Origin of the sequence: Mycobacterium sp. NAZ190054 (genome assembly GCF_001545925.1) — a bacterium.
In the GTDB taxonomy this organism is placed as follows: domain Bacteria; phylum Actinomycetota; class Actinomycetes; order Mycobacteriales; family Mycobacteriaceae; genus Mycobacterium.
Window position 1 is genome coordinate 1 of sequence record NZ_LMVQ01000577.1, and the last position, 19,780, is coordinate 19,780.

Consider the following 19,780-nt stretch of genomic DNA (forward strand, 5'->3'; position numbering starts at 1 on the left):
AGGCACGATGGGCAGTGAGGTGGAAGCCCGCATTGAACGCGTTCGCGATCACCTTCAACGGCCGGATCACTCCGACTGGCAACTAACCGATGCCAAGTCAGATCCACCGTTTATCTGACAGTCCCGCCTTGAACTGATCGTCGTACTTCTTCGGCATGATGCGCCTTACCTTCCCTCGAAAGAAGGTGTGCATCAAACCCGGGGTGGTTCAAACCGAGGTCTCCATCCAGACCAGGACGGTTCAAATCTCTGCCGCCAGCCCCGCACCCATGCACCTACAACCCCGCCGCGATCCACGTCGGCTCGTTGACCGAACCGTCCACCGACACCCCGAGCAGACCCCGAGCCGCCGCCGTCATCTCCCCCAGCTCCGAGTAAAGAGCAGCTACGGCTTGAGCCGCGTTCACCACATCAGGATCGCCCGACCACCCCGACAGCATCGACCACTCCGCCGTGCGCCCGTCGCCCAGGCGGGCGGACAGGGTGATGACACGACCAGGCACATCCCACGGGATGACAACGGGGTCGTCATCGTCGGGTTCCTGGTGCTCACCGCTTGCTGTCCACGCCGCAGCGTCCGTCCAGGGGAAGGTGTCGGGTTCGTCGCTCACACAGCGGCGGGGTTCAGCGTGCCCAACCGCCGCCCGCCGATGGACACCGTGAGCGGTCCACCCCTCGGCATGACCGAGCTGATCTCCCACTCCTCCAGGAGGTAGGAGGGCTGCGCTGCGGACACGGGCTCAGGATCAGGTTCGGTGTCGGGCGTCCACCGCCAGGCGTCCCACCCGAGTGGGTCGGGGTCGGCGCTGTCCTCCTCGGCGTTCAGCGCGTCGAACTCCGCGAGCATCCGCCGCTTGAACTCAGCCTCGGATTCTCCCGGCAGCGGTTGGAGGGGTTCGTCCGCTTCGAGGGAGTCGATGTCAGCAAGCAGGTCATCGAGGTCGCGCATGGGTTCACCATCTCACCGACCGCTGACAGCCGCGAGCCTGAACGGGGGACGTGCCACACCCGCGCCGCAACGGCGTCCGGGCTGTGGTTTGACGCCCGTGGTGGTCATCAGTGGTGGTCAAAACGAAAAGAGGGTGCCTCCGATTTCTCGGAAACACCCTCTGACCTGCGTCGGGCTGACAGGATTTGAACCTGCGACCACTTGACCCCCAGTCAAGTGCGCTACCAAGCTGCGCCACAGCCCGCGGTGCCTCCCGGGATCGCCGGTAGGCGGACGAAACTTTACCTCAGCCCCTTACTCAGATCCCAACCGCACCGTCAAAAGGAGTCAGCGCGGGAGCGGTTCAGACTCAGACTCGGCCGGGGTGCCGGTCTCGGGGGCGAACCGCGGGGCGCGGGACACACGCCACGCGTAGACCACCAGCGATGCCCACGCCACGACGATCAGCGAGTAGATGGCGGTCGACCACGGCCAGTGGATGTCGAAGAAGTGCACCAGCTTCTGGCTGTTGGTGAGCACGACGACACCGCCCACCGCGGTGCCCAGCAGCGCCGGGCTGATCTTGCTGACCAACCACGCGGCGATCGGCGCGGCGATCACACCGCCGACCATCAGCCCGACCACCACCGGCCAGTTCTCCAGGAACTCCTGGCGCAGGCCGATGAGGAAGCCCAGCGACGCCGAGACCGCCACGAGGAACTCGGACGCGCTCACCGAGCCGATCACCGTCCGCGGCGCGGTCCTACCCTGCGACAGCAGCGTGCTGCTCGTCACCGGACCCCAGCCGCCCCCACCGGACGCGTCGATGAACCCGCCGAACAGACCGAGCGGGGCGAGGAACTTCGTGCTGTGGCTGGTTCCCCGCGATCCGAAGCTCAGCGGTGTGCGCAGCGCGAAGCGCAGCATCACGTAGGTGCCGATGGCGATCAGGATCGCGGCCATCAGCGGCGCGGCGTGCTCGGTGGACAGCGACGACAGCACGGTGGCGCCGAGGAATGCGCCGATCGCTCCCGGTCCCCCCAGCTTGGCGACCAGGACCCAGTCGATGTTCTTGAACTTCCAATGGGACAGGCCCGAGGCGAACGTGGTGCCCACTTCGGCGAGGTGAACCGCGGCACTGGCCTGAGCCGCCCCGACCCCCGACAGCACCAGCAGCGTGGTGGCGGTGATCCCGAACGCCATCCCGAGGGCGCCGTCGACCAGCTGGGCACCGACGCCCACGAGCGTGAAGATGAGAAGCGAACGCATGGCTGCTTTCAGGGACTGCGGTCACCGCGTGACCGAATGGACGGGTGGGGGCGTCAGGGACGCGGACAACACCACTCGTCGAAGGCCATCAGCCGACGCGACGGCCAGAACGGCTCAAGCGCGGACACCTCGGACGGGGCCGGTGCGTAAAGCATCCGATCAGCCATCAAAGGAGTCCCATCGTCGAGTCGTACGCCAAAGCTTTGCTCAGGTTACACGGTCACCAGCCGGTACAGCCCGACGAGGCCCACCACGACGATGGCGGCGCGCAACGCGCCCGGTGACAGCCGCCGCCCGTAGTGGGCTCCGAGAAAACCTCCGGCCAGCGATCCGACGGCGATCAGAGCCACCGCGGCCCAGTTGATCCGGTCGGAGGCCACCGCGATGTAGGCCACCGCGGCGACGATGTTGACCACCAGCGACAGCAGGTTCTTGGCGGCGTTCATCCGCTGCATGTCCTCGGGCAGCAGCGCCCCCATCGCCGCGATCAGCAGGATTCCCTGCGCCGCGGTGAAGTAGCCGCCGTACACCCCGACGGCGAAGGTGGCGGCCACCAACGCGGTCATCCGCGCCGCGGACACGTGGTGGACAGACCGGCCGGCCGCCTCGGCGCGCCGCTTCGCCCAGTCCTGGATCCGGGGACCGACCACGACCAACGCCAGCGCGAGGACCAGCAGCACCGGAACCACCCGGATGAACACCGTCTCGGGGAGATGCAGCAGCAGCCAGGCCCCGCCGGCGGCCCCGATGAACGAGGCGGGGAGCTGCCACTTCAGCCGGGACCACTGCCCGCGCAGCTCGCGCCGGTACCCCCACGTGCCCGACACGCCGCCGGCGATGAGACCGACCGCGTTCGACATGGTGGCGGTCACCGGCGGCATCCCGATCGCCACCAGCGTCGGGAACGTGATCAGGGTGCCGGAACCGACGACGGAATTGATGGCGCCGGCCCCGACCCCTGCGAGCGCGATGAGGACCATGTCGAGGACGGACACTCGACTCACCCTAACGGCGGCCGGGCAACCGTCACCGACGAGCCTTCGAGCCCCTCTTCTCCCGGACCCGCACGTTGATCCGGATCGGGCTGCCCTCGAACCCGAACGTCTCCCGCAGCTTGCGCTCCAGGAACCGGCGGTAGCCGGCCTCCAGGAACCCGGTGGTGAACAGCACGAAGGTCGGCGGGCGCGCCGTGGCCTGGGTGGCGAACAGGATCCGCGGCTGCTTACCGCCGCGCACCGGGGGCGGCGTCGCGGCGACGACCTCCTTGAAGAACGTGTTCAGCCGACCTGTCGGCACCCGGGTGTCCCACGAGCGCAGCGAGGTCTCCAACGCCGGCACCAGCTTCTGCACCGCGCGGCCCGTCCTGGCCGAGATGTTCACCCGCGGCGCCCACTGCAACTGGGCCAGTTGCAGATCGATCTCGCGGTCGAGCAGATAGCGGCGGTCCTCGTCGACCAGGTCCCACTTGTTGAACGCGAGCACCAGCGCCCGGCCGGCCTCGATGACCATCGACAGCACCCGCTGGTCCTGCTCGGTCAACGGCTGCGACGCGTCGACGAGCACGATGGCCACCTCGGCGGCGTCGATCGCACCGTGGGTGCGCACCGACGCGTAGAACTCGTGGCCGCTGGCCTGGGCGACCTTGCGGCGCAGCCCCGCGGTGTCGACGAAACGCCAGAGCTTGCCGTCCATTTCGATCAGGGAGTCGACCGGGTCGACGGTGGTGCCCGCCACGTCGTGCACCACCGACCGCTCGTCACCGGACAACCGGTTCAGCAGCGACGACTTGCCCACGTTCGGCTTGCCCACCAGCGCCACCCGCCGGGGACCGCCCCCTGCGGCGCCGGCCACCTCCGAGACGGTGGGCAGCGCGCCGATGACGACGTCGAGCAGGTCGGCCACGCCGCGACCGTGCATGGCGCTGATCGTGTGCGGCTCCCCCAGACCCAGCGACCACAGCGCCGCGGCGTCGGCCTCCCCACGCTCGTTGTCGACCTTGTTCGCGGCCAGGAACACCGGTTTCCCGGAGCGCTGCAACAGCTTCGCCGCGGCCTCGTCGGCAGCGGTGGCACCGACAACCGAATCGACCACGAAGATGATCGCGTCGGCGGTGCGCATCGCCACCGACGCCTGCTCGGCGACGAGCTGTTGCAGGCCCTTGGCATCGGGTTCCCACCCGCCGGTGTCCTGCACGACGAACCGGCGGCCCGACCAGCTCGCGTCATACGAGACCCGGTCCCTGGTCACGCCGGGGACGTCCTGCACCACGGCTTCACGCCGGCCCAGGATCCGGTTGACCAGCGTCGACTTCCCGACGTTGGGCCGTCCCACCACGGCGACGACCGGTGGTGGCGCGGACGCCTCCTCGATCGCCTCCGCGACGTCTTCGGCCCCGAGCTCCCACTCGCTCTCGTCGGCCCAGGTACCGTCCTCGCTCATCGGGCCACACCCGCTTTCTGTTCGACGAGCTCGGTCAGGTACGTGACGACCTCGGACTGGTTCATGGTGCTGGTGTCCACCACCAGCGCATCGTCGGCCGCACGCAACGGCGACACCGCGCGCGTGGAGTCGAGATGGTCGCGGCGCTTGACGTCGGCGAGCACCGCCTCGTAGTCGCCGGGCAGACCCGCGGCGATGTTCTGGTCGTCGCGGCGCCGGGCGCGCTCCTCGGCCGACGCGGTCAGGAAGATCTTGACGTCCGCGCCGGGCAGCACCACGGTGCCGATGTCACGACCCTCGACCACGACATTGCCTGGCGCGGAGGCCAATTCGCGCTGCAGCGCGACGAGCCTGGACCGCACCGCGGGTACCGCCGAGACCGCCGAGACGGCCTTGGTGACGGCATCGCCGCGGATCTCGGCCGAGACGTCCTCGCCGGCGAGGAAGGAGCGGTCGTGACCGGGGTCGCTGCCGACCGAGAGCTCGACGTTCTGCGCGACGGCTGCGACCGCCGCGGGGTCGGTGACGTCCACACCGGCACGCAGCACCGCCAGTGTCACGATGCGGTACATCGCACCGGTGTCCAGATACCTGGCGTTCAGCGAAGTCGCCAAACCCCTTGCCACCGTGGATTTTCCGGTTCCGGCGGGCCCGTCGATCGCGATCACCAGAGAGGGGCTCACAATCCTACCGCCTTGTACAGTTCGCCGATCTCCTTCTGGGTCAGCGGCCGGATACTGCCCGGGCGCTGATCGCCGAGGGTGACCGCGCCGATGTCGGTGCGCACCAGTTCCTGGACCGGGAAACCGACTTCGCCCAGCAGTCGCCGCACGATGCGCTTGCGGCCCTCGTGCAGCGTGACCCGCACCAGCGTCCGGCCCGGCACGGTGTCGACCACCGCGAAGTCGTCGAGATGCACGGGACCGTCGTCGAGTTCGACCCCGTCGCGCAGCTTGCGGCCCAGCCCGCGGGGCACGGTGCCGAGCACGGTCGCGACATAGGTTTTCGGCACCTCGAACGAGGGGTGCATCAACCGGTGCGCCAACTCACCGTCGTTGGTCAGCAGCAGCAGGCCCTCGGTGTCGGCGTCCAGGCGCCCGACGTGGAAGAGCTTCTTGTTGCCGCGGACCCGGTGCTCCACCAGGTCACCGACGCAGGGCCGGCCACGGTCGTCGGACATCGTGGAGTGCATGCCGCGTGGCTTGTTGATCGCCAGGTGCACCAGCGTGTCGTCGATCGTGATCCGCGCACCGTCGACGCGGATCACCGAGACCGCGGGATCCACCCGGGTGCCCAGTTCGGTGACGATCTGATCGTCCACCTCGACCCGGCCGTCCCGGATCATCTTCTCGGCGACGCGTCGCGAGGCGATCCCGGCCTGCGACAACACCTTCTGCAGCCGTATCCCGTCGTTGTCGGTCATGGTCAGTCCCGGTCCACGTCGAAGGATTCCGGCGCCGCCTCAGCAGCCGGTGCGCCGTTGAGCTTCATGAAACGTGGCTCCTCACTTAGGTTTTCGCTGAGGTCGTCGATCACGTCGACGTCCGGAAGCAGCGGTGCGATGTCGGGCAGGTCGGTCAGCGACGAAAGGCCCAGCCGCTCGAGGAACAACTCGGTGGTCGCGAACGTCACCGCCCCGGAGTCCGGGTCGGTGCCGGCCTCGGTGATCAGACCGCGGGCCAGCAGGGTGCGCATCACCGCATCGACGTTGACGCCGCGGACCGCGCTGACCCGCGCGCGGGTGACCGGTTGCCGGTAGGCCACCACCGCGAGGGTCTCCAGCGCGGCGCGGGTCAGTTTGGACCGCGCGCCATCGAGAAGCAGCTTCTCGACGTACGGGGCGTACTTCGACCGGGTGTACATCCGCCATCCGCCGGCGGCCTCGCGCAGGTCGATACCGCTGTCCCGGGCTGCCAGACCCGCCGCGAGCAGCTGCAGTCGCTCGGCGATCCGGGCCGGCGGCTGGTCGGTGGCCGTGGCGAGCGCGTCGACGGTCACCGGGGTGTCGACCACGAGCAGCAGCGCCTCGAGCGCCGCGTCCAGCTCGGGATCGTCCAGCTCGGATCCGCCGACGTCCTCGAGCTCCGCGTCGTCGAGCTCGGTATCGGTCGCAATGTCGTCAGTCATAAGTCTTTTCTATTCCGCGTCCGCGGTTGCCAACTGTTGGCTGCTCGGCCGCTCTCCGGTCCACGAAATCTGGAGCACACCAAGCGGTTCTGGTTGCTCGAATGCTACCGCCCGGGCGCGGTACAACTCGAGCAGCGCCAGGAACCGCCCGACGATCTCGATCGGCGCCTGGCAGTCGGCGACCAGATCGGAGAACGACGCCCAGTGCCCGATCCCCCGCTGTTCGAGCAGTGTCATCAGGTTGGCGGCCTGTTCGGGCACCGACACCGCGACCTGATGCAGGTGGTCGGTGCCGACGGTCGGCACCGGTCGCGGGGTGAACACCGCCGCCGCGATCTCGGCGAACCGGTTCGCGTCGACACCGAGCATCACCTCGGGCAGCAGGTCGGCATAGCGGTCCTCCAGCGACACGGCCCGGGGGTAGCTGCGCAGCGCCGCGTTCTCCAGCTCGGCGAACATCTCCGCCACGTGCTTGAACGCCCGGTACTGCAGCAACCGGGCGAACAGCAGGTCGCGCACCTCGAGCAGCGCCAGGTCGTCCTCGTCGTGGATCTCGCCGGCCGGCAGCAGACGGGCCGCCTTGAGATCGAGCAGGGTCGCGGCGACCACCAGGAACGACGTGGTCTCGTCGAGCCCGAGCTGGGGCCCGATCTGCTTGGTGTAGGCGATGAACTCGTCGGTCACCTGATGCAGGGCGACCTCGGTCACGTCCAGCCGGTGGGCGAAGATCAGCTGCAGCAGCAGGTCGAACGGACCCTCGAAATTGCTCAGGCGAACCTGGAATCCGGCCTGCGGCGACTCGTCCTGGGGGGTGGCCTCGCTCACGCGCCGAACCGGTGGATGACCTCACGCGCGAGCGCCCGGTATGCCTCTGCGCCAGCCGATTTCGGTGCCCACGTGGTGATCGGCTCGCCGGCGACGCTGGTCTCGGGGAAGCGCACCGTGCGGGTGACGACGGTGTCGAACACCAGATCGCCGAACCGTTCCACGACACGCGCCATCACCTCGCGCGAGTTCACCGTCCGCGGGTCGTAGCGGGTGATCAGGATGCCGCTGATCGACAGTTTCGGGTTGAGCCGGTCGTGGACCTTGTCGACAGTGTCGGTCAGCAGCGCCAGCCCGCGCAGCGAGAAGAACTCACACTCGGTCGGGATGATCACGCCGTCGCTGCACGCCAGCCCGTTGACGGTGAGCAGGCCCAGCGACGGCTGACAGTCGATCAGCACGTAGTCGTAGCGGTCGAGCACCGGGTACAGCGCACGGGCCAGCGTCTGTTCGCGCCCCACCTCGTTGACGAGCTGGATCTCCGCGGCCGACAGGTCGATGTTGCTCGGCACCAGATCCAGCCCGGCCACGCGGGTCTTGATCAGCACCTGATCGATCGACACCCGCGGTTCGACCAGCAGGTTGTGCACGGTGTGCTCGAGCTCGTAGTGCGGCACACCGAGGCCGGCCGACAGCGCGCCCTGCGGATCGAGGTCGACCAGCAGCACCCGTCTGCCGTACTCGGCCAGGCTGGCGCCCAGATTGATCGTCGAGGTCGTCTTGCCGACGCCACCCTTCTGGTTGCACATCGCGATGACCTTGGCCGGTCCGTGCGACGTGCGGGGCGCCGGCTCGGGGATCTGCCGCGGGACGCGGCCGGTCAGGCCGGGCGCCGGCCCGGAATCCGGGGCCTCCGCGGACGCGTCCACCGGGCCGTCCGTCGGGTCGGTCATGCCGGACCGTCGCTGGTCAGGCAACCCTCGGGCATGGCGGACATCCGGGCAAGTTTAACGGGGACCGTCGAAATGGTGAGGCAGACCCGCAGGCAATGCTAAATCTGAGGCCATGAACGTCCTTCACCGGTGGGCGAAGCTGGCGATGGGCATGCCGTCGTTCATGCGCACCGGCCAGATCGGCGACGGCCGGGAGGAGGCGTGCGCGGCCCACGTCGAGGCCACCGCCGCCCGCGGCGACGCCGACTCGGTGCTGGCCGCGATCGACTCCTTCGCCTACAAGCAGGCGGTCCTGGTCAACGTCGGCGTGGAGAAGGGGGCGCTGCTGGATGCCGCGGTACGGCGGGCCGACCCGGCGCTGGTGCTCGAGCTCGGCACCTACTGCGGCTACAGCGCTCTGCGCATCGCCCGCACGGCGCCGTCGGCGCGTGTGCTGTCGGTCGAGTTCTCCGCGGCCAACGCCGACGTCGCGCGCCGCATCTGGGCGCACGCCGGGATGGCCGACCGCATCACCTGCGTGGTCGGCACCCTGGGCGACGGCGGACGCACGCTCGACGCGCTGGCCCGCGAGCACGGGGTCGGCGAAGGCAGCGTCGACCTGCTGTTCATCGACCACGACAAGAGCGCCTACCTGTCGGACCTGCTCAGCGTCGAAGAGCGGGGATGGCTGCACCCGGGCTCGATCGTGGTCGCCGACAATGTGCGCATCCCCGGCGCCCCGGCCTACCGGCGCTACATGCGCGAGCATCAGGGCACTCGGTGGAACACCGTGGAGCACAAGGCGCACGTCGAATACCAGTCGCTGCTGCCCGACCTGGTGCTGGAGTCGGAGTATCTCGGTTAACGGGCCCGCGGGTGGGCGCCGGCCCAGACCTCGCGCAGCGCGTTCACCGTGACCATGGTGTAGATCTGCGTGGTGGTCACCGAGGCGTGCCCGAGCAGCTCCTGCACCACCCGGACATCGGCGCCGCCGTCGAGCAGGTGGGTGGCGAAGGAGTGCCGCAGCACGTGCGGGGACACCGTCGCGGTGATGCCGGCGCGTTCGGCGGCATCCTGGAGCACCTGCCAGGCGCTCTGCCGGGACAGCCGTCCGCCGCGGGCGTTGAGGAAGATCGCGGGGACCCCGCGGCCCCGGCGCGCCAGCTCCGGACGGGCGCGCACCAGGTAGGCGTCCAGCGCGCTGACCGCGGGGCGCCCGATCGGGATCAGTCGCTGTTTACCGCCCTTGCCGCGCAGCAGCACCGACCTGGACTCGGTGTCGACGTCGTCGACGTCGAGGCCGACCGCCTCCGAGATGCGGGCGCCGGTGGAGTACAGCAGCTCGAGGATGGCGCGGTTGCGCAGGGTCAGGGGTCCGTCGGCGTCGCCGTCCCCGCCGGCGGCCTCCAGTAACGCGAGCACCTCGTCGATGCTCAGACTCTTGGGCAGCCGGCGCCCCGGCGTCGGCGGTTTCACCTCACGGGCGACGTCGACCGTGGTGATGCCCTCGGCGGCGGCGAAGCGGTGCAGCCCGCGGACCGCGATCACCGCTCTGGCGGCCGACACCGCCGACAGCGGCGCCACACCGTTGTCGGGGTCGCCGCGCCGCAACGCCACCAGGAAGTCGCTGACGTCGGCCTCGGCCACCGCAGCCAGGTCGGTGACGCCGCGCGACGCCAGGTGTTCGGCGTAGCGGCGCAGGTCTCGGCGGTAGGAGCTCAAGGTGTTGGCCGCCACCCCGCGTTCGATCGCGAGGTGGTCGAGGTAGCCCTGGAACTGGTCGTCCAGCGCGGCCGGTTCCACCCCGGTCGTCACGGATGCCCCACCCGGCGCGCGAACGCCCTGGGCCGGTCCACCCACGGGGCGTCGACCGGCCGCAACCGCGACGGATCCGGCATCGCGTGCGCGGCCAGGATCCCGGCCACCGCGATCGAGTTCACGATGTCGCCGGCGTACACCCGCGCGACGGCGTCGGCGAGGTCGACGCGCTCCAGTGTCAGGTCGGCTTCCTCGTCGTGGGCTTCCGGGCGGTCGACGTCGCTGAGCCCGGTGGCCAGGAAGACCCGGACGCTCTCGTCGCAGAACCCGGGCGCGGAGTCGAGGTCGACCAGCGTGCACCACGTCTGCGCGGCCAGGCCGGCCTCCTCGGCGAGCTCACGCGCCGCGGTCTCGTGCGGTGGTTCGCCGCCGAAGTCGAGCAGGCCGGCGGGCAGTTCCCACAGCCGTCTGCCGAACGCGTGCCGGTACTGGTGGATCAGCACGATGCGGCCGTCGTCGTCGAGCGCGACGACCGCGACCGCGCCGAAGTGCTCGACGACCTCCCGCCGCGCGGTTCGGCCGCCGGGCATGCGCACCTCGTCGGCGCGCATCGCCAGGATCTTCCCGACATGGATCGTCTCCGACGAGACGACGGTGAACTCATGGCGCCCGCGATCGCCGTCACCCACGGGCCGGGGCGTCCTCGAGAGCGGGTTCGGCGCCGTTGGACCGTAACTCGTGCTCAGGGATCTCGACGGGCAGCCTTTCGGCGTTCTTGTAGTCCAGCGACGCGCCGACGAACGCGACGAACAGCGGATGCGGACGGGTGGGACGGCTCTTGAGCTCGGGGTGGGCCTGGGTACCGACGATGAACGGGTGCAGCTCGGGCGGGTACTCGACGAACTCCACCAGGTGACCGTCCGGTGAGGTGCCGGAGAACCGGAGCCCGCTCTCGGCGATCCGGTCCCGGTAGGCGTTGTTCACCTCGTACCGGTGGCGGTGCCGCTCCGACACCTCGGTCGCCTCATAGGCTTGCGCGACAATGGAATTCGACTCAAGCACGGCGGGGTAGGCGCCCAGGCGCATGGTGCCGCCGAGGTCGGCCTCCCCGGCGACGGCGTCACGTTGATCGGCCATCGTGGAGATCACCGGGTCGGGCGTGGCCGGGTCGAACTCCGCCGAGTTCGCCTCGGTCAACCCCACCGACCGGGCCGCCTCGATGACGATGCACTGCAGACCCAGGCACAGGCCGAGCACCGGCAGGCCGCGCTTGCGCGCATACCGGATCGCCCCGATCTTGCCTTCGATGCCGCGGATGCCGAAGCCGCCCGGGATCAGCACACCGTCGATGTCGCCGAGCGCCACCGCGGCCGCCGCGTCGGTCTCGCAGTCGTCGGAGGCGATCCATTGCATCTCGACCTTCGCGTGGTGGGCGAACCCGCCGGCGCGGATCGCCTCGGCGACCGACAGGTACGCGTCGGAGAGGTCGATGTACTTGCCCACCAACGCGATTCGCACCGTCTCCCGGGGCTCGTGGACGCGCCGCAACAGGTCGTTCCACTGGGTCCAGTCCACGTCGCGGAACGGCAGATTCAGCCGCCGGACCACATAGGCGTCGAGCTCCTCGCGGTGCAGCACCTTCGGGATGTCGTAGATGGACGGAGCGTCCGGGGTGGAGATGACACCGTCGATGTCGACGTCGCACATCAGCGCGATCTTGTTCTTCAACGGCTCGGGCACGTCGCGGTCGCAGCGCAGGATCAGCGCGTCGGGGGTGATGCCGATGCTGCGCAGCGCGGCCACCGAGTGCTGCGTCGGCTTGGTCTTGAGCTCACCGGACGGCGCCATGAACGGAACCAGCGAGCAGTGCAGGAAGAAGCAGTTCTCCCGGCCCACCTCGTGGCGGACCTGTCGCGCGGCCTCGAGGAAAGGCAGCGATTCGATGTCGCCGACGGTGCCGCCGATCTCGGTGATGATCACGTCCGGCCGGTTGCCGTCGTTGTCGGTGGCGTCCATCGCCAGGATGCGGCGTTTGATCTCGTCGGTGATGTGCGGGATCACCTGGACGGTGTCGCCGAGGTACTCGCCGCGGCGTTCCTTGGCGATGACCGTCGAATAGACCTGTCCGGTGGTGACGTTGGCCGACCCGGACAGGTCGCGGTCCAGGAAGCGCTCGTAGTGGCCGACGTCGAGATCGGTTTCGGCGCCGTCCTCGGTGACGAACACCTCGCCGTGCTGGAACGGGTTCATCGTCCCCGGGTCGACGTTGAGATAGGGGTCGAGCTTCTGCATCGTCACCTGCAGTCCCCGCGCGGTCAGCAGCTGGCCCAGACTGGACGCCGTGAGGCCCTTGCCGAGTGACGACACCACACCACCTGTGACGAAGAGGTGTTTGGTGGCCGTTTGCGGGTGCTTGCGTAACGCTGGCAAGAACAACCTCCGTGATGACCGGGCAGGGCTTGTTTCGCTGGGTTCACACCCGGTTTGGGGCCTGCCGACCCACGGAACCCCACCCTAACACCGACCGGGGCCGGTTGTTGTTGACGCGCCGGGCTACTGCGGCACGGTGACCGAGGTCGCTCCCGGCCCGATGCCGAACTGGTCCGGCTTGCCGCCGTTGATCAGGGCGCCCAGGGCGAGCACGGAGGTGATCCGGCCCGATTCGCTGCCGATGTCGTCGACGGTGCTGACGGCGTTCTTCAGCGCCGCGTCCGACCTGGTGACCGCGACCGCGGAGGTTCCGGTGGCCGATCCGTCACGTCCGACCAGCACGGTGCCCGCGCCGTGCGGCGCCAGGCCGGCGGCGAACCGCGCCACGGTCGCGCCCTGGTTGCCTGCGTCCTCACCCAACGGGCCGCCGGTGACCACGAGGGCGGTGTCGGCCGCGCCGATGCGTTCGGTGCCGTAGGTCACGAAGCCGGTGTCGCGCAGCGCGGCCAGCACGGTGCCGCGCTGGGTGTCGTCGACGGGCGGCGTGTTCGGGTCCCTGTCGACGAGCAGCGAGATGCCCAGCAGATCACCGGCCTGTGAACCCTGGTCCACGGTCGTGGTGCTCAGCTGGGCCCCGGCCGGGACGATCGGCGAGTTCACCACCGAGAGCAGTTTCTCGGCGGAGTTCGCGTCGACGAACTGCTGGGTCAGCCCGACGGTGCCGGCCACCGTGCCCCCGGCCTGGGTGACCAGGCGGGTCAGCCCGTCGACGTCGTCGTCGGCCGCGTCGGGGGTGCGGAAGATGACCACCAACTTCCCGGCCAGGCTGTCGCGCAGAATGCGCGGCGCCACCTGGGCATCGAAATCGCCTGCCGCCCTGAGCTTCTCGTTGAGGGCGTTGCGATCACCGGTCAACGTGTCGATCTGCTGCTGCATCTCCTGCTTGTCGTCGCGTAGACCGGACAGCACGGTGTTGGACAGCAGCCCTGAGCCCAGGGCCACGCCGATGGCCAGCGCCAGGAACACCGCGGCCAGCGAGATGGCATGTGAACGCAGCGAGATCACGTCGCTCCCCTACGAGACCAGGCCCTGGACCCAGAGCAGGAACTGGTTCCAGTACTGGGAGACCCACTCGATCACCGCGGCGTCCGCACGCGACACCCACAACGCCGCGATCACCGCGATCAGCATCGCCAGCACCAGCAGCGCGATGGCGCCGCCGGAGACGCGGCTGCGGTAGAGGGTGGCGACCGCCTTGGCGTCGACGAGCTTCTCCCCCACCTTCATCCGGGTCAGGAACGTCGACGGGTTGCTCTGCTGGCGGGTGCGGTCGAAGAACTCCTCGATGCTGGCCGTGTGGCCGACGGTGACGATCAGCGCCGCGCCGTGGTGGTCACACAGCAGCAGGGCCAGGTCGGCGGCCGAACCCGCCGCCGGGAACGTCATCGCGCCCACGCCGAGGTCCTGGATGCGCTCGAGCCCGGCGGCGTGGCCGTCGGCGTCGGCGGGCAGCACCACCTGGGCGCCGCTGCGCAGCACCTCGGTGCTGATCTTGTCGGGGTCGCCGACGATCAGCGCCGGCCGGTAGCCGGCCTTGCGCAGGATGTCGGCGCCGGTGCCGACCCCGACGAGCACCGGCTGGTACTCCTTGATGAACGGTTTCAGCGCCTTGAGGTCGGCGGCCGCGTTGTCCTCCTCGGCCACGATCACCACGTGCCTGCGGTTGAGGTCCACGTCGATGTCGGGGATGCCGATGCCGTCGATCAGCAGCGGGCTCTCGCTGCGGATGAACTCGATGGTGTTGCCCGCGAAGGCCTCCAGGTGGGCGACCAGCCCACCCTTGGCCTCCTGCATCAGCTCGTGGATGTCGGCGTCGGTGCGCTCGGTGCCCAGGACCAGGCGGCGGTCACCGGAGTACACGCCGCCCTCGTTGATGCGGATGCGGGCGCCGTCCTTGACCTTCTTGAACACCTCGGGGCCGGTGCTGTCGACCAGAGCGATGCCGTTGGCGACCAGGACCTCGGGGCCGAGGTTGGGGTAGCGACCCGAGATCGACGCGGACGCGTTGACCACCGCGGCGACGTTCGCCTCGACCAGCGCGTCGGCGGTGACGCGGTCGAGGTCGAGGGCGTCGATGACGACGATGTCGCCGGGAGTCACCCGCCTGAGCAGTCGATCGATGTCGCGGTCCACGCGGGCGGTGCCGGTGATACCTGGCCGTGAGCTGGCATTACGGGACAGCAGCGCTGACATCTTCATGGGCCGATTCTGTGCGGCGACGACGGGAATCCGTCGGAGGCGCGCCGTAACAGCAGCCTCAGAAGTTATCTGCTTTCACATCTGTCACAGGGCTAGGCCGAGTAGGGCTCGAAGAGTTCGACCGGGTTTCCGGACGGATCCACTGCGAGCACCTGCCGTCCCCCGCGCCCCTCGATCACTTCACCGCGGAACGTCACACCGGCGCCGCGGAGCCCATCGACCACGGCGTCCAGATCGTCAACCTGGAGTTGAAATCTGTTCCAGCCGCCGGGTTCCGGCAACTGCCCGCCGGACAGGCGTTGCCCGGCACCACCGCCGCCCTCGGGCGAATTGAGCAGCAGCCGCAACCCCTCGCGACGCAACATGGCGAAGCCGGGCCCCGGGCGCATGACCAGTTCGAATTCCAGATGCCGGGTGTAGAAGTCCACCGCAGCGTCGACGTCGTGCACGATGTAGCGGATGCTGAAGTCGGTCATCATCGCACCTCCAAAGCTTTATGATACGTCTGTGTTTCAGAGCGAGACAAGTCATCCCAGACAAGATCCCCGGATCGCGCACTCGCGGCGCGCCATTCTGCGGGCGGCTCTCGCCGAGTTCGCGGCGAGCGGCTACGCCGGTTTCCGGATGGAATCGGTCGCCGCCCGCGCCGGTGTCGGCCGGAGCACGGTCTACCGGCACTGGCCCGACAAAGCCTCGCTGGTCTCGGACGCGCTGGCCGGCCTCAGCCGCCAGCCGGATCCCGGGCACGACGACGGCGCCGCCACCGCGCGCGAGCGTGCGCAGATCCTGCTGAATCATCTGGCGCGGGCGTTGAGCGATTCACCGGTGTCGGCCGGTGTCCCGGCACTGATCCACGCCGCCGCCAACGACGGCGATTACCGCGCCCGCCTCCACGCCTTCTCGGCGCAGCGCCGGCAACGGCTCACCGATGTGCTCTCCGCCGGAGTCGCGGCGGGCGAGTTCGCGGCAACGGTGGATCCGGAGATCGCCTCCGTCGCGTTGTCCGGCGCGGTGTTCTACCGCTGCCTGATGAGCGCCGACGCCGCCGACGCCGACTTCGTCGCCGCTCTGCTCGACACGGTCCTCGGACGCTGATCCTCAGCCGGCCGCGGCGCGCTCGGCGCGGGCCGCGTCGAGCAGTTCACGGGCGTGCGCCCGGCCGCTGTCGGACTCCCCCAGCCCGGCCAGCATCCTGGCCAGCTCGGCCACCCGGTCCTCCTCCCCGAGCCGACGCACCCCGCTGGATTTCGCCTTGGCCCTGCCGTCGGCGCGCCCGGCGACACCCTCGACGACCAGGTGCACATCGGCGTACGCGGCGACCTGAGGCAGGTGGGTGACGACGATGACCTGGTGGGTGCGCGCCAACCGGGCGAGCCGGCGGCCGATCTGCACGGCCGCCCGCCCACCGACGCCGGCGTCGACCTCGTCGAAGACCATGGTGGTGCCTTCGCTCGACGCGGACAGCACCACTTCCAGCGCCAGCATCACGCGGGACAGCTCACCGCCGGAAGCACTCTTGTTCAGCGGCAGCAGATCCGAGCCCCCGTGCGCGGCGAACCCGAACTCGACGGCATCGACTCCGTCGCGGCCGGCGTGGACGGTGGTGCCCGACGGCAGCGCCAGCGGCGCGGTGTCGTCGGCGCGGGCGAGCAACGGGGTCACCGAGATTCCGAACTGGGCGCCGGCCATCGCGAGACCGGACAGTTCGCTGGTGACCGCCTTGGCCAGGCCCTTGGCGGCTTTGACCCGCACCTTGGTCAGGTCCTGCGCGGCGGCCACGACCTTGGTGTGCAGCTCGACGACCCGGCGCTCCAGGCCGGCCAGGGCCTCCTCGGACACGTCGAGTTGCGCGAGTCGCTCGCGCGCGTCCCCGGCCCAGTCCAGCACCCCGTCGACGTCGGCGGCGTACTTGCGCGTCAGGGTGCGCAGTTCGGCCTGACGCGCCAACTTGGTTTCCAACGTGCTTGTGTCGGTGGGCAACTCGTCCAGGTACTGCCCCAGCTCGCCGGACACGTCGACCAGTACGGTCAGCGCGGAGCCGAGCTGTTCGGCCAGCGTCTTGAGCGGGACGTCGTCGGTGCCCTCCAGCGCCGAGCGCGCCTGACCGACGGCGTGGGCGGCCGAGAAGCCGTCGTCGCCGTCACCGGACAGCGCCGCGCGGGCGGTCTGCACGGCATCGCGCAGCGCGTCGAGCTCGGACAGCCGGCGGATGTCGTCGACCAGCGCCGCGTCCTCGCCCGGTTGCGGGGCGACCACGTCGATCTCGTTCAGTGCGAACTGGAGACGGTCGGCTTCCTGCGCCATCTCGCGGGCCCGTCGCCGGCGGTCGTCGAGGTCGCGCTTGGCCTCCAGCCAGGCGTCGCGCGCGGCCCGGTAACGCTCGAGCTGGACGGTCACATCGGCGTACCGGTCGAGCGCGCCGCGCTGCTCATCGGGCCTCATCAGCCGGAGCTGGTCGTTCTGGCCGTGCAGGGTGAGCAGCTCGTTGGTGAAGCCGCTCAACGACTTCGCCGGGACGCTGCGGCCACCGAGGTAGGCCCGCGACGGACCGTCGCGGCTCACCGAGCGGGCGGCGATGATGCTGCCGTCGTCGTCACGTTCGGCACCCGAGGAATCGAGGATCTCGTCGACGTGCGCGGCCACCCCGTCGCCGAGTTCGGCGGTGGTGAAGCGACCTTCGACAACGGCGCGCTCCGCCCCCGAACGCACCTTGGTCGCGTCGGCCCGCGCGCCCCCGAGCAGGTGCAGACCGGTGACGACCATCGTCTTGCCGGCACCGGTCTCGCCGGTCAGTACGGTCAGTCCGCCGTCGAACTCTGCGGTCGCAGCGCTGATCGCGCCCAGCGCCTCGATTCGGATTTCTGCTAGCACTACTGTCCGCGCCACCCCGTGACCGGCAGCCGGAACTTGCGCACCAGCCGATCGGTGAACGGCGCGCTGTCGAGCCGCACCCACTTCAGCGGGGTGGCGCACCGGGTCACCTCCAGGCGCCCGCCGGCGGGCACGACCATGTCACGCCGGCCGTCGCAGAACACCAGGGCGTCGTGGCCGCTGGCCTCGATCTCGATGGCGATCAGCGCGTCGGGGCTGGTCACCATCGGGCGGGCGAACAGCGCGTGGGCGTTGTTCGGCACCACGAGGATCGCTTCCAGGTCGGGCCAGAGCACCGGCCCGCCCGCCGAGAAGGCGTAGGCCGTCGACCCTGTCGGCGAGGACACCAGCACACCGTCGCACCCGAACGACGACACCGGACGCCCGTCCACCTCGACGACCACGCCGAGCACACCCAGCCGGGGGCCCTTCTCCAGGCTCGCCTCGTTGAGTGCCCACCCGCGGTCGATGAGCTGCCCACCGGCGCGGACCGCCACGTCGAGTGTCATCCGGTGCTCGACCCGGTAGTCGCGCCTGATGATGTGGTCGAGCACGGCGTCGATGGCCTCGGCTTCGGCCTCGGCCAGGAAGCCGATCTTGCCGAGGTTGACCCCGAGTACCGGGATCTCGACGTTGCGGGCGAGCTCGGCGGCACGCAGGAAGGTCCCGTCGCCGCCGAGCACCAGCACCAGTTCGCATCCTTCGGCGGCCCGCTCGTCGGCGTCGACCACCTCGATCTCGACGCCGAGGGCCCGCATGTCGTCGGGCGCGAGGTGGACGGGCCCCCGGTCGACGGCTTCGGCGGTCAATGCCCGCAACCCGATCCCGTTGTCGGCGAGGCCCTTTTCGACCCGGCGGGCCACCTCGGTCACGTCTTCGCGACCGGTGTGCACGACGAGCAGGATGGTGCGTTCGGTCATTGCGGCCCCTCGTCGACCGCGCGGCGCACCGCGGCCTCCAGCTCGTCGCCCTGCAACGTGTGCTCCCCGGGGGTGCGCAGGTCCAGGAAATACTCGACATTGCCCGCCGGTCCGGGCAGTGGGCTGGCGGTGACCGCGACGGCAGGCCAGTTCAACTCCGCTGCCCGGCGCGCCACCGACAGCACCGCGTCGGCGCGCAACAACGGGTCGGACACCACGCCGCCGGCGCCGACCCGGTCCTTACCGACCTCGAATTGAGGTTTCACCATGGGAACGATATCGGCGTCCGGTGACGTGCAGCGCGTCAGTGCGGGCAGCACGGTGGCCAGCGAGATGAACGACAGGTCCGCGACGACGAGGTCGACGGGCCCGCCGATGGCGTCCGGGGTGAGCTCACGGACGTTGGTGCGTTCCATGACCGTCACCCTCGGGTCCGTGCGCAACGACCAGGCCAGCTGGCCGTAGCCGACGTCGACTGCGACGACCTCGCGGGCGTCGCGCGCGAGCAGCACCTGGGTGAACCCGCCGGTGGAGGCGCCGGCATCCAGGCAGCGGCGCTGCTCGACCGACAGCCCGAACGCGTCGAGCGCGCCGATCAGCTTGTGCGCGCCCCGGGACACCCAGGAGTCGGCGTCCCCGCCCTCGACGGTCAGATTGGCGGTCAGCGAGATGGCGGTCGCGGGTTTGGCCGCGGGCATCCCGTCGACACGCACCCGTCCCGCGCCGATCATCTCGGCGGCCTGCTGGCGCGAGCGGGCTAGGCCCCGTCGAACCAGTTCGGCGTCAACACGTGCGCGACGCGTCACGCGGCTCAGCCCTTCTCGACGGATTCCAGGGCGCGCACCAGCACATCGTGCGCCTCCTCGAGGCGCGCCGCGACGGAGTCCAGGTCGTCTCCCGACACGTCGGACGGCTCACCCAGGAGCTCGGCGACCCGGGCGCGGATCTGGTCGGGGTCGTTGGTCATAGCGGTGTTCACGCTAGTCGATACGAGCGGGCACCAGCGACCACCGCTGCACGGCCTGTCGGGCCGCGTCGTCGGCCGCGCGGACGGGCCGCCGGTCGGCTCCGGCCGCCCAGAC

At 69.9% G+C, this 19,780-nt stretch carries 22 protein-coding genes and 1 tRNA gene; 2 read left to right on the forward strand and 21 right to left on the reverse strand.

Going from position 1 to position 19,780, the window contains the following annotated elements; genetic code table 11:
- Window positions 1-275: 275 nt before the first annotated feature.
- The 11 genes from ASJ79_RS29020 to ASJ79_RS29070 form a co-directional block, all read right to left on the reverse strand.
- Window positions 276-611: a hypothetical protein gene (locus ASJ79_RS29020; RefSeq protein WP_067962933.1), complete on the reverse strand. Its 336-nt coding sequence runs from the start codon at window positions 609-611 to the stop codon at window positions 276-278.
- Window positions 608-949 (reverse strand): hypothetical protein, encoded by a 342-nt coding sequence (locus ASJ79_RS29025; protein ID WP_067962936.1) that lies wholly within the window; start codon window positions 947-949, stop codon window positions 608-610. The genes ASJ79_RS29020 and ASJ79_RS29025 overlap by 4 nt, the downstream gene beginning before the upstream one ends.
- Window positions 950-1,119: 170 nt before the next feature.
- Window positions 1,120-1,193, reverse strand: a tRNA-Pro gene (locus ASJ79_RS29030).
- Window positions 1,194-1,276: 83 nt separating this feature from the next.
- Window positions 1,277-2,197 (reverse strand): sulfite exporter TauE/SafE family protein, encoded by a 921-nt coding sequence (locus ASJ79_RS29035; RefSeq protein ID WP_067962938.1) that lies wholly within the window; start codon window positions 2,195-2,197, stop codon window positions 1,277-1,279.
- Between the two features lie 212 nt (window positions 2,198-2,409).
- Window positions 2,410-3,177 carry a sulfite exporter TauE/SafE family protein gene (locus tag ASJ79_RS29040; protein ID WP_067962986.1) on the reverse strand — a complete coding sequence of 256 codons (768 nt, stop codon included), beginning with the start codon at window positions 3,175-3,177 and terminating at the stop codon, window positions 2,410-2,412.
- Window positions 3,178-3,223: 46 nt separating this feature from the next.
- Window positions 3,224-4,636: a ribosome biogenesis GTPase Der gene (gene der / locus ASJ79_RS29045; protein WP_067962943.1), complete on the reverse strand. Its 1,413-nt coding sequence runs from the start codon at window positions 4,634-4,636 to the stop codon at window positions 3,224-3,226.
- Window positions 4,633-5,319, reverse strand: coding sequence for a (d)CMP kinase (cmk, locus tag ASJ79_RS29050; RefSeq protein WP_067962945.1), 687 nt, complete (start codon window positions 5,317-5,319; stop codon window positions 4,633-4,635). The genes der and cmk overlap by 4 nt, the downstream gene beginning before the upstream one ends.
- Complete coding sequence (locus tag ASJ79_RS29055; protein WP_067962948.1) at window positions 5,316-6,059, reverse strand: pseudouridine synthase; 744 nt, start codon at window positions 6,057-6,059, stop codon at window positions 5,316-5,318. Before ASJ79_RS29055 ends, cmk begins: the two co-directional genes overlap by 4 nt.
- A gap of 2 nt (window positions 6,060-6,061) precedes the next feature.
- Entirely contained in the window at window positions 6,062-6,763 is a 702-nt protein-coding gene (scpB, locus tag ASJ79_RS29060; RefSeq protein ID WP_067962951.1) for an SMC-Scp complex subunit ScpB, read from the reverse strand.
- A gap of 9 nt (window positions 6,764-6,772) precedes the next feature.
- Window positions 6,773-7,588 carry a segregation/condensation protein A gene (locus tag ASJ79_RS29065; RefSeq protein WP_067962954.1) on the reverse strand — a complete coding sequence of 272 codons (816 nt, stop codon included), beginning with the start codon at window positions 7,586-7,588 and terminating at the stop codon, window positions 6,773-6,775.
- Window positions 7,585-8,481 carry a ParA family protein gene (locus ASJ79_RS29070; protein WP_067962957.1) on the reverse strand — a complete coding sequence of 299 codons (897 nt, stop codon included), beginning with the start codon at window positions 8,479-8,481 and terminating at the stop codon, window positions 7,585-7,587. Before ASJ79_RS29070 ends, ASJ79_RS29065 begins: the two co-directional genes overlap by 4 nt.
- 112 nt (window positions 8,482-8,593) lie before the next feature.
- Between ASJ79_RS29070 and ASJ79_RS29075 the strand changes: the two genes are divergently transcribed.
- The gene (locus ASJ79_RS29075) at window positions 8,594-9,325 is read left to right on the forward strand and encodes an O-methyltransferase (protein WP_067962960.1); all 732 of its coding nucleotides are present in this window, start codon (window positions 8,594-8,596) and stop codon (window positions 9,323-9,325) included.
- On the opposite strand, the gene xerD is transcribed toward ASJ79_RS29075, so the two are convergent.
- The 6 genes from xerD to ASJ79_RS29105 all read right to left on the reverse strand — a co-directional run bounded on the left by xerD (window position 9,322) and on the right by ASJ79_RS29105 (window position 15,383).
- Window positions 9,322-10,248, reverse strand: a complete 927-nt coding sequence (gene xerD, locus ASJ79_RS29080; protein ID WP_369803787.1) for a site-specific tyrosine recombinase XerD — start codon at window positions 10,246-10,248, stop codon at window positions 9,322-9,324. The two genes, ASJ79_RS29075 and xerD, sit on opposite strands and share 4 nt — an antisense overlap.
- Window positions 10,249-10,271: 23 nt before the next feature.
- Window positions 10,272-10,907, reverse strand: coding sequence for an NUDIX hydrolase (locus ASJ79_RS29085; RefSeq protein ID WP_067962967.1), 636 nt, complete (start codon window positions 10,905-10,907; stop codon window positions 10,272-10,274).
- Window positions 10,900-12,648 carry a CTP synthase gene (locus ASJ79_RS29090; protein WP_067962989.1) on the reverse strand — a complete coding sequence of 583 codons (1,749 nt, stop codon included), beginning with the start codon at window positions 12,646-12,648 and terminating at the stop codon, window positions 10,900-10,902. The genes ASJ79_RS29085 and ASJ79_RS29090 overlap by 8 nt, the downstream gene beginning before the upstream one ends.
- Window positions 12,649-12,771: 123 nt before the next feature.
- Window positions 12,772-13,713: a copper transporter gene (locus tag ASJ79_RS29095; RefSeq protein ID WP_067962969.1), complete on the reverse strand. Its 942-nt coding sequence runs from the start codon at window positions 13,711-13,713 to the stop codon at window positions 12,772-12,774.
- Window positions 13,714-13,722: 9 nt separating this feature from the next.
- The gene (gene steA / locus ASJ79_RS29100; RefSeq protein WP_067962974.1) at window positions 13,723-14,907 is read right to left on the reverse strand and encodes a putative cytokinetic ring protein SteA; all 1,185 of its coding nucleotides are present in this window, start codon (window positions 14,905-14,907) and stop codon (window positions 13,723-13,725) included.
- A 92-nt stretch (window positions 14,908-14,999) separates the two neighbouring features.
- A complete protein-coding gene (locus ASJ79_RS29105) occupies window positions 15,000-15,383 on the reverse strand; it encodes a VOC family protein (RefSeq protein ID WP_067962993.1) in 384 nt (127 codons plus the stop codon).
- Window positions 15,384-15,414: 31 nt separating this feature from the next.
- Between ASJ79_RS29105 and ASJ79_RS29110 the strand changes: the two genes are divergently transcribed.
- Window positions 15,415-16,002: a TetR/AcrR family transcriptional regulator gene (locus ASJ79_RS29110; protein WP_067962976.1), complete on the forward strand. Its 588-nt coding sequence runs from the start codon at window positions 15,415-15,417 to the stop codon at window positions 16,000-16,002.
- 3 nt (window positions 16,003-16,005) lie between these two features.
- On the opposite strand, the gene recN is transcribed toward ASJ79_RS29110, so the two are convergent.
- From recN to ASJ79_RS33530, 4 genes are read right to left on the reverse strand one after another with little or no spacing between them, the layout of a single operon-like run.
- On the reverse strand, window positions 16,006-17,778 hold the full coding sequence (recN, locus tag ASJ79_RS29115) for a DNA repair protein RecN (protein ID WP_067962979.1): 1,773 nt from the start codon (window positions 17,776-17,778) through the stop codon (window positions 16,006-16,008).
- The gene (locus ASJ79_RS29120; RefSeq protein WP_067962982.1) at window positions 17,778-18,698 is read right to left on the reverse strand and encodes an NAD kinase; all 921 of its coding nucleotides are present in this window, start codon (window positions 18,696-18,698) and stop codon (window positions 17,778-17,780) included. The genes recN and ASJ79_RS29120 overlap by 1 nt, the downstream gene beginning before the upstream one ends.
- The gene (locus ASJ79_RS29125) at window positions 18,695-19,504 is read right to left on the reverse strand and encodes a TlyA family RNA methyltransferase (RefSeq protein ID WP_067962985.1); all 810 of its coding nucleotides are present in this window, start codon (window positions 19,502-19,504) and stop codon (window positions 18,695-18,697) included. Before ASJ79_RS29125 ends, ASJ79_RS29120 begins: the two co-directional genes overlap by 4 nt.
- A gap of 5 nt (window positions 19,505-19,509) precedes the next feature.
- Window positions 19,510-19,665, reverse strand: a complete 156-nt coding sequence (locus ASJ79_RS33530; protein WP_197420425.1) for a hypothetical protein — start codon at window positions 19,663-19,665, stop codon at window positions 19,510-19,512.
- Window positions 19,666-19,780 lie beyond the last annotated feature (115 nt).